A 15578-nucleotide genomic window follows, 5' to 3' on the forward strand; every position below is an offset into this window, starting at 1 on the left:
CGTATCTGTGTGCGGCAGGGAACGGCTGCCGCCCGATTTTGCTTTATAGAACCGCTAGAAGCTGGCTTTGAACTTCGCCATTACGTGTCTGACAACGCTGTAATCCTGCAGCGAATCGCTGGACAGATCCTTGCCGTAGCCGGAGCGTTTCAGGCCGCCGTGCGGCATCTCGCTCGCCAAGGTGAAATGGGTGTTGATCCAGGTGCTGCCGTACTGCAGATGGGCGGCGATGTGCAGCGCCCGATCGATATTTTGCGTCCACACCGACGAAGCCAGCCCGTATTCCGAGTCGTTGGCCCACTCGACTGCCTGCGCCAGATGCTCGAAGCGCGTGACGCTGACCACCGGGCCAAACACCTCGCGCTGCACGATTTCGTCGCTTTGCAGGCAGCCCGCCAGCAGGGTCGGCTGGTAGTAGAACCCCGGCCCGGAGTGGGCCGCGGCGCCGGTGATCAATTCGATATGCGGTTGGCTGAGCGCCCGCTCGACGAAGCTGGCGACGCGATCGCGCTGGCGGCTACTTATCAACGGGCCGATCTCGTTGTCCTGATCGCGCTTGCGGGCGAAGCGCAGGCTGGCGACCGCCTCGCCCAGCGCGTCCACCAGTTTGGGATAGATGCCCGCCTGCGCGTAGATGCGGCAGGCGGCGGTGCAGTCCTGGCCGGCGTTGTAATAGCCGTAGGTGCGAATGCCGTTGACCACCTCGTCGAGATCGGCGTCGTCGCAGACGATCACCGGCGCCTTGCCCCCCAGTTCCAGGTGGGTGCGCTTGACGCTTTTGGCCGCCGCCTGAAGAATTTTTTGCCCGGTGACGATATCGCCGGTGACCGACACCAGCCGCACCTGCGGGTGCCCCACCAGCTGGCTGCCGACCCCTTCACCGCCGCCGTAGACGATATTCAGCACGCCCGGCGGCAGGATCTCCTGCAGCGCCGGCACCAGCGCCAGAATGGTCAGCGGCGTATGTTCGGACGGTTTAAACACCACGGTATTGCCCGCCGCCAGCGCCGGCGCGATTTTCCACGCCGCCATCATCAGCGGATAGTTCCAGGGGGCGATCGAGGCCACCACGCCAATGGGATCGCGGCGGATCATCGAGGTGTGGCCGGGCACATACTCGCCGGCCAGCTGCCCTTGCTGCGTGCGCACCGCGCCGGCGAAGAAGCGAAACACGTCGACCGCCGCCGGCAGATCGTCATTGAGCGCCTGATGCAGCGGTTTGCCGCAGTTGAGGGCTTCCAGCTGCGCCAGCTGCGGCGCCTGCCGCTCGATGGCGTCGGCGATGCGCAGCAACAGCGTGGCGCGCTGGGCCGGCGTGGTGCGCGACCAGTGGCTGAACGCCTGCTGCGCGGCTTTCACCGCACTGCCGACCTGCGCCGAAGAGGCTTCGGTCAGGGCGATCAGCGTCTCGCCGTTGGCCGGATTGACGATGCATTCCTGCTGGCCTTCGCCGTCGATAAGCTGACCGTTAATGAACTGCTGACAGGACAAACCTGAGAGAACCTGCACATCCGCCATCGCCTGACGCCCCTAAGTGACAAAAACGTTAACCAAATGTGAATAAGTTAGTTTTAATCAGCCTAAGCGAGCCTCTGGCGGGCAACAAATTCTAAATACTGAACGACGCGTTCGATTAAATCGAATGCTTAAGCCCGGCGGCGTGTTTGCTGCCGTTCTCGCGCGCGATGGTGAGGAACGGCGTCACCAGCTCCGGCCGCGCGCTGCCGCGCCGCCATGCCAACCCGATATCCAGCGGCTCCAGCAGATCGTCCAGCTTGCGCGCCTCGATCATGTTGCCCTCCAGCGACCAGGCGCGGTACGCCATGTCCGGCTGGATGGAGACCCCCATCCCCGCCGCCACCAGACTGCGCACCGCCTCGGTCGAGGCGGTCTTCATGGCGATCTCCGGCTTCAGCCCGGCGCGCGCCCAGATGCGCCGCGCGTGCACGTCCATTTCATCGGCGTTGAGCTGGATCAGCGGCTGTTTGGCCACGTCCGCCAGGCTGATGCTCTCGTGCTCCAGCAGCGGGTGCAGCGGCGGTAGCCACAGGCGATACGGCGAGTGCATCAGCACCTCGGTCTGCAGCGCGTCGCGGTCCTCGATGTTCGACAAGATCAGCACGCCGATGTCGATCTCGCCGCTAACCAGCAGATGCTCGATGTACGGGCGTTCATCTTCAACCACCTGCACGGTGACGTTGGGATAGGCCGATTTAAAGCGCGTGAGCAGCTCCACCAGAAAGTAGCCGGCCACCAGGCTGGTGACGCCGACGGTCAGCTTGCCGGTCAGGCTTTCGGTGCCGATCTGCAGGCTGCGCTTGGCGTTGTCCACCGTCGCCAGGATCAGATACGACTGGCGCAAAAACTGATGCCCCTGATGGGTCAGCGTCATGCCCTTGGCGTGGCGATCGAACAGCCGCACGCCGATCTCGGTTTCCAGCTGCTGGATAGCGAGCGTCAGCGAAGACTGGGAGACAAACACCGCCTGGGCGCCGGCGGAGATCGACCCGGTTTCCGCCACGGCGATGAAGTGGCGGATTTGGCGTAACGTCATCATGGGGGGGATTCCTCAAGCAAAAACATTGCGTTGAGTGTAGACGCCGGCCACGAAGCGATCGGGAAAAGTATCAAAAACGCGATAGCGTTCGCTTTTTTAGAATGCTGACAGGCAAAAAGGGGGAAACGGCGAGGCGAAGAAGCATGATGCGCGGAGGACAGAAATGACAAGGGCGCAGCACGCTGCGCCCTTGATGGCAGAGGATCAGATCGCTTCTTCGTCCTGCTCGCCGGTACGGATGCGCACCACGCGCGCCACGTCGAAGACGAAGATCTTGCCGTCGCCGATCTTGCCGGTCTGCGCGGTCTGCATGATGGTTTCCACGCAGGTGTCAACGATGTCGTCGGCAACCACGATCTCGATCTTCACCTTAGGCAAAAAGTCGACCATGTACTCGGCACCGCGGTATAGCTCGGTGTGGCCCTTCTGGCGGCCGAAACCTTTCACTTCGGTGACCGTCATGCCGGTGATGCCCACTTCGGCCAGCGCTTCGCGGACGTCATCCAGTTTGAACGGCTTGATAATCGCGTCGATCTTTTTCATCTTCTTTCCTTTTACCAATTTTTGCGGCCAAAACCGGATGTGATGGGGTAGCGGCGGTCTTTGCCGAAGTTACGGGCGGTGATGCGCGGCCCGACGGCGGCCTGACGCCGCTTGTATTCGTTGATGTCCACCAGGCGGATCACCTTGCGCACGATCGCTTCGTCGAACCCTTCGGCCACCAGATCGGCGACCGACTTGTCACGCTCAACGTAGCCTTCCAGGATCGCATCCAGGATATCGTACGGCGGCAGGCTGTCCTGATCGACCTGATCCGGCGCCAGCTCGGCGGACGGCGGACGATCGATCACCCGCTGCGGGATCACGTAGGAGACGGTATTACGGTATTCGGACAGCTTGAACACCAGTGTTTTCGGCACGTCTTTCAACACGTCGAAACCGCCGGCCATATCGCCGTACAGCGTGGCGTAACCCACCGCCATTTCGCTCTTGTTACCGGTGGTAAGCACGATGCTACGGCGTTTGTTAGACAGCGCCATCAGCACCACCCCGCGGCAACGCGCCTGCAGGTTTTCTTCGGTGGTGTCACGCTCGGTGCCGGCGAACATCGGCGACAGCTGGCCCATAAAGGCGTCGAACATCGGTTCGATGGAGACGATATCGAACTCCACGCCAAGGATTTCCGCCTCTTCCTTGGCGTCGGCGATGCTGATATCCGCGGTATAGCGGAACGGCATCATCAGCGCCTGCACCTTGTCTTTACCCAACGCATCCACGGCAATCGCCAGCGTCAGCGCCGAGTCGATGCCGCCGGACAGCCCCAGCACCGCGCCTTTAAAGCCGTTTTTGGTCACGTAGTCGCGCACCGCCAGCACCAGCGCCTGATACACCTGCGCCAGCTGCGGCAGTTCAGCGGCCGGATCGGCCATCGGCACCACGGCCAGCTCGTTGAATTCCAGACGAGTCACCTGCTCGTCGAAGGCCGCCAGACGGTGGGTCATGGTGCCGGCGGCGTCGAATACCTTGGAGCAGCCGTCGAAGATCAGCTCATCCTGGCCGCCGACCTGGTTGAGGTACACCAGCGGCAGCTGGGTGCGCTGGCAGTGGCCGGCCATCAGCGTTTTACGGATATATGGTTTTTCGCGGTTATACGGCGAGGCATTGATCGACAGGATAATCTCCGCGCCGGCCGCCTTGGCGGCGTCGATCGGCTCAGGGAACCACAGATCTTCGCAAATCAGCAGCCCCAGACGGTAGCCTTTCAGCTCCACCACGCAGGTGTCGTTGCCGGCATGGAAATAGCGCTTCTCATCAAACACGCCGTAGTTCGGCAGCTGCTGCTTGAAGTAGCGGGTCAGCAGGCGCCCTTCGGCAAACAGCGACAGCGCGTTATACAGCTTGTCGCCTTCGCGCCACGGGTGGCCGACCAGGATCGCCGTCTCGGCGGAGGCCTGCTGCAGGCGCAGCAGCTGCGCGTCGCAGCGCTGGTAGAAATCATTGCGATACAGCAGGTCTTCCGGCGGGTAGCCGGACAGCGCCAGTTCGCTGAACATGACCAGATCGGCTCCCGCCTTCTGCTGCTCCTGCACGATTTGCAACATGCGTTCGGTGTTGCCTTCAATGTCGCCGACCAGCAGGTTCAGCTGGGCCAGGGCGATGGAAAGTGATCTGCTCATTTGTGTACGATCCCGCTTAATACGTTCCATGGTGCTCTACGCCGGGGCGCGCCGCGGCAAAGAGAACGGAGTGTAAATCATTCCGCCGGATTTGTTGAGAACCTGCGTGGCAGGCACCGGCGGGAATCTGTCATTCTTTGAAATCGTTGGCGTCCAGCTCGTGACGCGACAGCAATTTGTAAAACTCGGTGCGGTTGCGGCCCGCCATGCGTGCGGCCTGGGTCACGTTGCCCTTGGTGATCTGCAGCAGCTTGCGCAGGTAGTGCAACTCAAACTGGTTGCGCGCTTCGGCAAAGGTCGGCAGCGCGGTGTTTTCTCCTTCCAGCGCTTGCTCCACCAGGGCTTCGCTGATCACCGGCGCCGAGGTCAGCGCCACGCACTGCTCGATGACGTTGACCAGCTGACGCACGTTGCCCGGCCAGCTGGCGGTCATCAGCCGCTTCATGGCGTCGGTCGAGAAGCTGCGCACGAACGGCTTGTGCCGCTGAGCCGCTTCGCGCAACAGGTGGTTGGCCAGCAGCGGAATGTCTTCGGCGCGCTCGTTGAGCGCCGGGATCTTCAGGTTCACCACGTTGAGGCGGTAGTAGAGATCCTCGCGGAACTCGTTCTTCGCCATCGCCTTTTGCAGATCGCGGTGGGTGGCGGAGATGATGCGCACGTCGATGTCCAGATCGCGGTTGCTGCCCAGCGGCCGCACCTTGCGCTCCTGCAGCACACGCAGCAACTTCACCTGCAGCGACAGCGGCATATCGCCGATTTCGTCGAGGAACAGCGTGCCGCCCGCCGCCGCCTGGAACAGCCCTTCGCGGCTGCTGACCGCGCCGGTAAAGGCGCCCTTGGCGTGGCCGAACAGTTCGGACTCCAGCAGCTGCTCCGGCAGCGCGCCGCAGTTGATGGCGATGAACGCCTTGCCGGCGCGCGGGCTGGCGGCGTGGATCGCCTGCGCCACCACCTCTTTGCCGGTGCCGCTCTGGCCGTTGATCAACACGCTGACGTCGGACTGCGCCACCATTTTCACCTGCTCCAGCAGGCGCAGCATCAGCGGGCTGCGGGTGACGATGTCTTCCCGCCAGGCCTCGTCGCCGGCCGGGGTGGCCGACAGCGCGAGCGCCTCGTCGATGGCCTTGTACAGCGCATCGCGATCCACCGGTTTGGTGAGGAAGCTGAACACCCCTTGCTGGGTGGCGGCCACCGCATCGGGAATCGAACCGTGCGCGGTGAGAATGATCACCGGCATGCCCGGCTGATGTTTTTGGATCTCGGCGAACAGCGCCATGCCGTCCATCTCGTCCATACGCAGATCGCTGATCACCAGATCGATCTGTTCGCGCGCCAGCAGGCGCAGCGCTTCCTGGCCGCTTTCGGCGGTGGTGACGTGAAAACCTTCACTGGTCAGGCGCATGCCCAGCAGCTTCAGCAGGCTGGGATCGTCGTCAACCAATAACAGGTTGGCCGGTTTGCGTGCGGTCATTGCGCGTGGGACTCCTTATTGGCAGGGGGCGGCGTATAGGTGTCTTCCGGTTCAACCGGCAGCGCGGTGCCCTTTTCCGGCTCGTCCTGCGGCTCAGCCCCTTTGGCGGCCGCGCCGTTTTTACCGGCGGCTTCGCCCTTTTGCGAGCCCGCGCCGTTGTCCGGGATTTCCCCTTGCAGCTGCTTGCGCGAAGAGAGCTGGCGCTCGATGTCGGTCAGGTTTTCCAGCTTGCGCGAGGTGTCCTGCAGCTGCGATTGCAAACGCGCCTGGCTCTGGCGCAGCGAATCGATCTGGCTGTCGCTGCTCTCCTGCAGATGCTGATAGCGCGCTTTCTCATCGAACAGCGTGATCTGCAGCATCTGCTGCTGGCGCCACAGCTGCGTCAGTGGACGCAGCGAGCCGGGGAACTCCATCCGGTAGCTGTTGATCCTGTCGATCATCTGGCGGCGTTCGCCGGAGGTCGGCTGTGCGCTACCCAGCAGGATGCTCTGTTTGAAAACGCCGGACCAGCTGTCACCAGGCACCGTTTTCGCCAGCGCGCGCGCCTGGGTCGACCCGATGCGATCGGCGCAGTCCATCGCGCGCAGCCAGTAGAGCGCATTATCCAGCGCATCCTTGTCGTCCAACTGCCACAGGGTATCGCAAGCCGCGGTGCGGTAATCGATCACCTTGGTATCCGGGATCGCCTCTTGCTGCTGAGAGTTCAGGCCGCCGCTGACGGCGCGATCGACGCAGCCCGCCAGCAACAGCGGCATAAAGAAGACTGCGCCCAACCAGCTGATCGGGCGTTTGCCGAGCGGCGCTCTGTGCGTGGCACGCGGTGAACGTTCGGTCTGTGAAAGACGAAGGCGCTTAGACCATGTGTACATTATTTATTCATTCTCGGCGGTTAACGGCAGTTCAATGCGGAAGCAGACGTCTGCACCGGCGACCGTCGCCAGTTGCAGCTCACCGCGCATGCGACGGATACAGTCCTGAGCGATGCTCAACCCCAGTCCGCTTCCTTTTACCGCCCCTTTTCGCTGGTGACTACCCTGGAAAAAAGGCTCGAAAATCATGGCTCTTTCAGCCTCGGGGATCGGCGTGCCGGTATTGGCGACGTCGATTTGCACCCGTTGTCCAACCTGACGGCTGCGGATCCAAATGTTACCGGATTCCTTGCCGTAGTGCACCGCATTGGAGTAGAGATTATCCAGCACGCGCATTAATAGCGTAGGCTCTGCCCAGCAGATTTCCGCCTCCAGCACGATTTCGGTGGAAATCATCTTCGCCCGCGCCGGCAAACTGTGCGCGGCGACCACCAAATCGACCATCTCGCGCAGCTCGACGTTCTCGTGTTCCGCCGGGCCATCGGCCAGTTTGCGGTTGTAATCCAGCAGTTGTTCAATCAGCTGCTGCAGGTGGCGACTGCTGTTGTCGAGGATCGTCACCACCTCTTTCTGATCGGAAGTCAGCGGCCCCGCCACCTCGTCGGCCAGCAGCTCGGTGCCTTCGCGCATGCTGGCCAGCGGCGTTTTCAACTCGTGCGAGATATGGCGCAAGAATTCGTGGCGCTGCGATTCCAGCCACGCCAGCCGCTCGCTCAGCCAGATGATGCGCTGCGCCAGCGAACGCAGCTCGCGCGGCCCTTTGAACGATGCAGTGCTGCCCAACGCGCGCCCTTCCCCCAGGCGGTTGATCATCCGTTCCACGGCCTTGACCGGCCCGATGATCATGCGGGTAAACAGCACCACCAGCAGCACGCTGACCAGGAACAGCAGCAGCGCCTGCCAGCCGAAGAACTGGCCACGCTCGGCGATGGCCTGCTGCAGCTGCTGGCCGCGCGAGAACACCACCGCGCGCGTGGCCTGCACCATTTCGGCGTTGGAACGGGAGAACGATTCGAGCAAGGCCGAAGCCTCTTGGTCCGGCCCGCTGTTATGGCATTTGATCGCCGCCAGCTGGGTCAGCAACTGACGCAGCGTTTGGTAGTAGCGCTCGTCCGGCAGAATCGGCGCGTGGGCGTCCAGCATCTGCGAATATTGCTTGCGCTGGTTCTGGTACAGCTTCTGCAGCGTAGGATCGACCAGCACGCAGTACTGACGATAGCTGCGCTCCATCTCCAGCGCCACGCTGGTCATCGCCTCACTGCGCCGCGCGTCCACCAGCGTGGTGCGGTTGATGTCCGCCGCCTGCGCGCTGAGGTGATCCAGGCTCTGGTAGGCTTGATAGGCCAGCACCAACAGCGGCAGCAGCACCAACAGAAAGGCCAGCAGCACCAATTGCCGCAGCGAACGGGGAAATAAACGCCATTTTTTCAACGAAATCATCTCATTCTCTCAGCTCTGTCACGATGCTAACTGACTCGCCGGAAAGAAAAAAGCCCGGCAAGGGAGAATCCTGAACGCACAAGGAAAAAGCCGCGGGATTGGTGAACCGCGCCCATAGGCCTGCCGACGGCATGCGGCCCCGGTAATATCAACCGGTGCGAAAACGAGAGTGTGGGGAGAGCGTCTGCGTTCGAGGGCATAGGCAACGAAACAGGGATAAGCGCAGCGTTGAGAATTGACATCGGGGCAAGAAACTTGCCCCAACGCAAGGAAAGTGTGGATGCCCTTGAACCTCGTCCCCAGGGTGATGTAGCGCAGCGGCTGGCATCGAACAGGACGAATAGCATCCGTAAGTATCCAGGATTGATGAACCCTTCATCACAGTTGGATACAGGCGGTGCCTCACTCCACGTGTCGCCCGATGCTTGATAAAGCCGCTTGCACGGTCTGTTATCGGTTTAGTTGGACGATAGGCACCATTTCTTTGGCATCATTCGGAGGCTTATGAGGCGATTTGCCGTCTAATGACGGCGCCGTCATAAAAAGTTGAATGAGCAACTGACGAGAATAATGCACGTTGCGTGCCAACTTTGCAATTAAAATTATAATCACATGATTTTATTAAAAAATAAAATTATATCAGCAAATTTCTTTGCGCATCACGCCCCGATGAGCGATGAAAAAAACGCCGCGCTGTCGCCAAATGCAGACAACTAAAGCCAAACCCGCTTACCACCAATAAAATCAAACGGTTAAATGTCTCCATTTAGCGACAGGGAAAATAGCGCCTGTCGCAAAATGCAGACACTGCCGCCATTCGGCGAACGCCGGCCATAAAAAAGGGCGCAATTGCTTGCGCCCTCTGTACGGTGGTGGCCGTTTTTAGCCCAGCTGCTTACGGGCGTTGCGGAACATGCGCATCCACGGGCTGTCCTCGCCCCACTCTTCCGGGTGCCAGGAGTTGCTGACCGTGCGGAACACGCGTTCCGGGTGCGGCATCATCACCGTGGCACGTCCGTTGGCGCTGGTCACGGCGGTAATGCCGTTCGGCGAACCGTTCGGGTTAGCCGGGTAAGCTTCCGTCACCTGACCGGCGTTGTTGACGAAACGCAGCGCCACCAGACCATGGCTTTCCAGCGCCGCCAGATGCGCCGCATCGCGCACTTCGACGTGCCCTTCACCGTGGGAAACGGCGATCGGCATGCGCGAACCGGTCATACCTTGCATGAACAGCGACGGGCTGGCCGCCACTTCCACCAGGCTGAAGCGCGCCTCGAAGCGATCCGACAGGTTGCGCACGAAGCGCGGCCAGTGTTCGGCGCCCGGGATCAGCTCGCGCAGGTTGGACATCATCTGGCAGCCGTTGCATACGCCCAGCGCCAGCGTCTGCGGACGGTGGAAGAACGCCTCAAACTCGTCACGCACCCGCTCGTTGAACAGGATAGACTTCGCCCAGCCTTCGCCGGCCCCCAGTACGTCGCCGTAAGAGAAGCCGCCGCAGGCCACCAGCGTGTGGAAGTCCTGCAGATCGCGGCGCCCGGCCAGCAGATCGCTCATGTGCACGTCCACCGCGTCAAAGCCGGCGCGGTGGAACGCCGCCGCCATTTCAACGTGGGAGTTCACCCCCTGCTCGCGCAGCACCGCTACTTTCGGGCGAGCGCCCTTGGCGATGTACGGCGCGGCGATGTCTTCCTCGGGGGCGAAGGTCAGTTTCACGTTCAGGCCAGGATCTTGTTCATCCTGCTTGGCCTGATGTTCCTGATCGGCGCACGCTGGGTTATCGCGCAGGCGCTGCATCTGCCAGGTGGTTTCCGCCCACCAGGTGCGCAGCGTATTGCGGCTTTCGCTGTACAGCGCCTTGCCGTGCTGGGTGATGACGAAACGATCGCCGGCCTGCACGCTGCCGATGTGATGCACGTTGTCGGTCAGACCGTGCTGCGCGAACGCCCGCTTCACGTCGTCGAGGCGTTCGGCGCTCACCTGGATCACCGCGCCCAGCTCTTCGTTGAACAGTACCGCCAGCGCATCGTCGCCGAGGCCATCGAGGTTAACCTCTACGCCGCAGTGACCGGCGAAGGCCATCTCCGCCAGCGTCACCAGCAGGCCGCCGTCGGCGCGATCGTGGTAAGCCAGCAGCGCGCGATCGGCCACCAGCTGCTGCATGGCGTTGAAGAAGCCCGCCAGCTGCGCAACGTTGCGCACGTCGGCAGGTTTGTCGCCCAGTTGGCGGTAAACCTGCGCCAGCGCGGTGGCGCCCAGCGCGTTATGGCCGTTGCCCAGGTCGATCAACAGCAGCGCGCTGTCGCCCTTATCGGTGCGCAATTGTGGCGTCACGGTGTGGCGCACGTCTTCCACGCGAGCGAAGGCGGTGATGACCAGCGACAGCGGCGAGGTCATTTCACGCTGTTCATTGCCTTCCTGCCAGCGGGTTTTCATCGACATGGAGTCTTTACCCACCGGAATGGTGATGCCCAGCGCCGGGCACAGCTCTTCGCCCACCGCTTTCACCGCTTCGTACAGGCCGGCGTCTTCACCCGGGTGGCCGGCGGCGGCCATCCAGTTGGCGGACAGCTTCACGCGCTTCAGACTGCCGATTTCCGTGGCGGCCAGGTTGGTCAGCGCTTCCCCGACCGCCAGGCGGCCGGAGGCGGCGAAGTCCAGCAGCGCCACCGGCGCGCGTTCGCCGAGCGACATCGCTTCGCCGTAATAGCTGTCCAGGCTGGCGGTGGTGACCGCACAGTCGGCCACCGGGATCTGCCACGGGCCGACCATCTGGTCACGCGCCACCATGCCGGTAACGGTGCGGTCGCCGATGGTGATCAGGAAGGTTTTCTCCGCAACGGCCGGCAAATGCAGCACGCGTTTCACCGCGTCGGCCAGCGTGATGTTCTCACGCTGCACCGCCTCGCCATGCGCCTGCAGGCGGGTAACGTCGCGGATCATTTTCGGCGTCTTGCCGAGCAGCACGTCCAGCGGCATGTCGATCGGCTGGTTGTCGAAGTGGCGGTCGTTCAGCGTCAGGTGCTGTTCTTCGGTCGCTTCGCCGATCACCGCATAAGGTGCGCGCTCGCGGCGGCAAATCTCGTCGAACTGTGCCATCTGCGCCGGGGCAATCGCCATCACGTAACGTTCCTGCGATTCGTTGCACCACACTTCCAGCGGACTCATGCCCGGCTCGTCGTTGAGGATATCGCGCAGCTCGAAGCGGCCACCGCGGCCGCCGTCGCTCACCAGCTCCGGCATGGCGTTGGACAGGCCGCCGGCACCGACGTCATGGATAAACAGGATCGGGTTCTGGTCGCCCAGCTGCCAGCAGCGGTCAATCACTTCCTGACAGCGGCGCTCCATTTCTGGGTTGTCGCGCTGCACCGAAGCGAAGTCCAGATCGGCATCGGACTGGCCTGACGCCATCGACGAGGCTGCGCCGCCGCCCAGGCCGATATTCATCGCCGGGCCGCCCAGCACCACCAGCTTGGCGCCGACGGTGATTTCCCCTTTCTGCACGTGATCGGCGCGGATGTTGCCGATACCGCCCGCCAGCATGATCGGTTTGTGATAGCCGCGCAGCTCAACGCCGTTATGGCTGTTGACGCGCTCTTCATAGGTACGGAAGTAGCCCAGCAGCGCCGGACGACCGAATTCGTTGTTGAATGCCGCGCCGCCCAGCGGGCCTTCGGTCATGATATCCAGCGCGGTGACGATGCGTTCCGGCTTGCCGAAATCCTGCTCCCACGGCTGTTCAAAGCCGGGAATGCGCAGGTTGGACACCGAGAAGCCCACCAGGCCGGCCTTCGGCTTGGCGCCGCGGCCGGTGGCGCCCTCGTCGCGGATCTCGCCGCCGGAGCCGGTCGCGGCGCCCGGCCACGGTGAGATCGCCGTCGGGTGGTTGTGGGTTTCTACCTTCATCAGGATGTGCGCGTCTTCCTGATGGTAATCGTACGTGCCGTTCTCCGGCGCGGCGAAGAAGCGACCGACCTGCGAGCCTTCCATCACGGCGGCGTTGTCTTTATACGCCGACAGCACGTAGTCCGGCGTCTGCTCATAGGTGTTCTTGATCATTTTGAACAGCGATTTAGGCTGCTGTTCGCCGTCGATGATCCAGTCGGCGTTGAAAATCTTGTGGCGGCAGTGCTCGGAGTTGGCCTGCGCGAACATATAGAGTTCGATATCCGTCGGGTTGCGCCCCAAACCGGTAAAGGCATTCAGCAGGTAGTCGATCTCGTCCTGCGCCAGCGCCAGGCCGAGCCGGACGTTGGCCTGCTCCAGCGCGGTGCGCCCTGCGCCCAGCACATCGACCGACTGATACGGCGCCGGCTGATGGTGCGCGAACAGCTGTTCGGCCTGTTGCAGCTCGCTGAAGACGGTTTCCATCATGCGATCGTGCAGCAGCGCGGCGAGCTGGCGCCACTGGGTTTCCGTCAGCTCGGGCGCCTTGACGTAGAACGCCAGGCCGCGTTCCAACCGCAGCACCTGTTGCAAACCGCAGTTGTGGGCAATATCGGTGGCTTTGGAAGACCAGGGAGAAATAGTGCCCGGACGCGGCGTAACCAGCAGCAACCGGCCTTCGGGAGCGTGTTCGGCGAGAGAAGGACCGTACTTGAGCAGACGCTGAAGCTTGGCGTGTTCTTCGGCACTTAGCGGTGCACTAACATCGGCAAAGTGGACGTACTCGGCGTAGATATCACTGACGGGCAGGTGAGCGTCCTGGCAGCGGGACAGCAGTTTGGTAATGCGAAAAGCCGATAAAGCGGGCGAACCACGCAGAATTTCCATAATCAAAGTTCTCTCGTCTTCGAAGCGACGGATAAGACGCTTCATTGGGCGCAACAGGGGAAAACGCGCGTCATTATAGAGAATCCTCGCCGCCGACGAAACCGTTTGCGTAGGGATTATTGATAAAAGCGTGCCACACCGACGAATTGTCATAACGTGTCAATAAAGTTGCACACTGGCGTTTTGTTGCGCAAAATGCCCCCCGCACTGGTGATTTAACCATGAGAAAAGTCGCGGTTGTCGTCGCCGGTGTACCTGTGCCACCACTGGATAACTATTTGAAACGTCTTAAAATAAACTACATCCTCATCGGCGTTGTCACCCTGCTTCTGGCTCTCGCGCTGTGGCCCAATATCACCTGGCGCAGCGGCCAGGGCGGGCAACTCCAGGAGATCATCTCCCGCGGCGAGTTGCGTATCAGCACGCTGAACTCCCCGCTGACCTATTTCAACACCAAGCAAGGGCCGGGTGGGCTCGACTACGAACTGGCCAAGCGCTTCGCCAACTACCTCGGGGTGAAGCTGGTGGTGATCCCCCATCAGAACATCAATGACCTGTTCGACGATTTGGACGACGACGACGCCGACCTGCTGGCGGCAGGCCTTATCTACAACCAGGAACGCCTGAGCCGCGCACGCACTGGCCCGGCCTACTACTCTGTTTCCCAACAGTTGGTGTACCGACTGGGCACCCCGCGGCCGAAAAGCTTCGCCGACATCAAAGGCAAGCTGGCGGTCGCCTCCGGTTCTGCGCACGTCAGCACGCTAAAGCAGCTCAAGCAGGATAAATACCCGGATCTCACCTGGGAGTCCTCCAGCGATCTCACCTCCAAAGAGCTGCTGGAGCGGGTTGCCGACGGCAAGCTGGACTACACCCTCGGCGATTCGGTGACCATCGCGCTGCTGCAGCGCATCCATCCGCAGCTGGCGGTGGCGTTCGACGTCACCGACGAAGAGCCGGTCACCTGGTATCTCAAACGTGACGGCGACGACAGCCTGTACGCAGCGATGCTGGATTTCTACAGTCAAATGGTGGACGACGGCACCCTGGCGCGGCTGGAGGAGAAATACCTCGGCCACGTCGGCAGCTTCGACTATGTGGACACCAAAACCTTCCTGTCGGCCATCGACTCGGTGCTGCCCAACTTCCGCCCGCTGTTCGAGAAGCACGCCAACGAGATCGACTGGAAGCTGCTGGCGGCCATCGCCTACCAGGAATCGCACTGGAATCCGCAGGCCACCTCCCCCACCGGCGTGCGCGGCCTGATGATGCTGACCCGCGCCACCGCCGACGGCCTGGGGGTCAACGACCGCCTCGATCCGGAAGAGAGCATTCAGGGCGGCGCGCTCTACCTGCAGCGACTGATGGCCAAGGTGCCGGACAGCGTGCCGGAAGACGAGCGCATCTGGTTCTCGCTGGCGGCCTACAACATGGGCTGGGGCCATATGCTGGACGCACGCAAGCTGACCAAAACGCAAAAAGGCAATCCGGACAGCTGGGTCGACGTCAAACAGCGCCTGCCGATGCTCAGCCAAAAGCGCTACTACCCGCAGCTGACCTACGGCTATGCGCGCGGGCGTGAAGCCTACAACTATGTAGAGAACATCCGCCGCTACCAGGTCAGCCTGGTGGGTTATCTGCAGGAAAAAGAGAGAAAGGCGGCGCAAGCGGCCGCCGAGCAGGAAGCGTTGGGGAAAGGCTATCCGACGGTGATGCCGGAACTGGCGCTCAACTACTGATTATTCCGGCTTATCCGCCGCCCGCTGCGCCAGCTTGAGCGCTTTTTTCTGTTCGCGGCGCAGGCGGAAGAAATTGCTCAGGGTGGCGGCGCATTCGTCCGCCAGCACGCCCGAGACGATCTCCACCTGATGGTTCATGCCCGGGTGGCGCAAAATGTCCACCAGCGAACCGGCCGCGCCGGTTTTCTCGTCGGCGGCGCCATACACCAACCGGCGGATACGGCTGTGCACCATCGCACCGGCGCACATCACGCAGGGCTCCAGCGTGACGTACAGCGTGGCGTTCAACAAGCGGTAGTTTTGCAGCACCGCGCCGCCCTGGCGCAGCGCCATGATCTCGGCGTGCGCGGTTGGATCGTGTCGACCGATCGGGCGGTTCCAGCCCTCGCCGATGACCTGATTGTCCAGCACCAGTAGCGCACCCACCGGCACCTCGCCCTCTTCCTGTGCGCGCAGGGCCAGCTGCAATGCCTGACGCATCCAGTACTCATCGTTATATTCAGTCATCGCATAATTCCTCGTGCGCTTTTGCGGCGGGCATTATACACACTA

The 15578-nt window shown here is 62.0% G+C and carries 10 protein-coding genes; 1 reads left to right on the forward strand and 9 read right to left on the reverse strand.

Translation table 11 applies throughout. The features are described 5' to 3' along the window. Positions 1-54 precede the first annotated feature (54 nt). From ACJ8J4_RS19230 to purL, 8 genes are all read right to left on the reverse strand, one after another. The gene (locus ACJ8J4_RS19230; RefSeq protein ID WP_043138131.1) at positions 55-1518 is read right to left on the reverse strand and encodes a gamma-aminobutyraldehyde dehydrogenase; all 1464 of its coding nucleotides are present in this window, start codon (positions 1516-1518) and stop codon (positions 55-57) included. A gap of 115 nt (positions 1519-1633) precedes the next feature. Continuing rightward, positions 1634-2557, reverse strand: coding sequence for a LysR substrate-binding domain-containing protein (locus ACJ8J4_RS19235; protein ID WP_004941365.1), 924 nt, complete (start codon positions 2555-2557; stop codon positions 1634-1636). 204 nt (positions 2558-2761) lie between these two features. Continuing rightward, positions 2762-3100, reverse strand: a complete 339-nt coding sequence (gene glnB / locus ACJ8J4_RS19240) for a nitrogen regulatory protein P-II (RefSeq protein WP_004847623.1) — start codon at positions 3098-3100, stop codon at positions 2762-2764. Positions 3101-3111: 11 nt separating this feature from the next. Further along, on the reverse strand, positions 3112-4734 hold the full coding sequence (locus ACJ8J4_RS19245) for an NAD+ synthase (protein ID WP_025303930.1): 1623 nt from the start codon (positions 4732-4734) through the stop codon (positions 3112-3114). A gap of 130 nt (positions 4735-4864) precedes the next feature. Next, on the reverse strand, positions 4865-6205 hold the full coding sequence (gene glrR, locus ACJ8J4_RS19250; RefSeq protein ID WP_025303931.1) for a two-component system response regulator GlrR: 1341 nt from the start codon (positions 6203-6205) through the stop codon (positions 4865-4867). Beyond that, positions 6202-7074, reverse strand: coding sequence for a two-component system QseEF-associated lipoprotein QseG (gene qseG, locus ACJ8J4_RS19255; protein ID WP_050505132.1), 873 nt, complete (start codon positions 7072-7074; stop codon positions 6202-6204). Before qseG ends, glrR begins: the two co-directional genes overlap by 4 nt. A 3-nt stretch (positions 7075-7077) precedes the next feature. Beyond that, on the reverse strand, positions 7078-8514 hold the full coding sequence (locus ACJ8J4_RS19260; RefSeq protein ID WP_025303933.1) for a sensor histidine kinase: 1437 nt from the start codon (positions 8512-8514) through the stop codon (positions 7078-7080). An 882-nt stretch (positions 8515-9396) separates the two neighbouring features. Next, positions 9397-13290: a phosphoribosylformylglycinamidine synthase gene (purL, locus tag ACJ8J4_RS19265; protein WP_197836422.1), complete on the reverse strand. Its 3894-nt coding sequence runs from the start codon at positions 13288-13290 to the stop codon at positions 9397-9399. A gap of 275 nt (positions 13291-13565) precedes the next feature. Between purL and mltF the strand changes: the two genes are divergently transcribed. Further along, entirely contained in the window at positions 13566-15026 is a 1461-nt protein-coding gene (gene mltF, locus ACJ8J4_RS19270; protein WP_025303935.1) for a membrane-bound lytic murein transglycosylase MltF, read from the forward strand. On the opposite strand, the gene tadA is transcribed toward mltF, so the two are convergent. Beyond that, on the reverse strand, positions 15027-15533 hold the full coding sequence (gene tadA, locus ACJ8J4_RS19275; RefSeq protein WP_033644114.1) for a tRNA adenosine(34) deaminase TadA: 507 nt from the start codon (positions 15531-15533) through the stop codon (positions 15027-15029). Positions 15534-15578 lie beyond the last annotated feature (45 nt).

The organism is Serratia sp. CY47280, assembly GCF_052168655.1.
Classification (GTDB): Bacteria; Pseudomonadota; Gammaproteobacteria; order Enterobacterales; family Enterobacteriaceae; genus Serratia; species Serratia bockelmannii.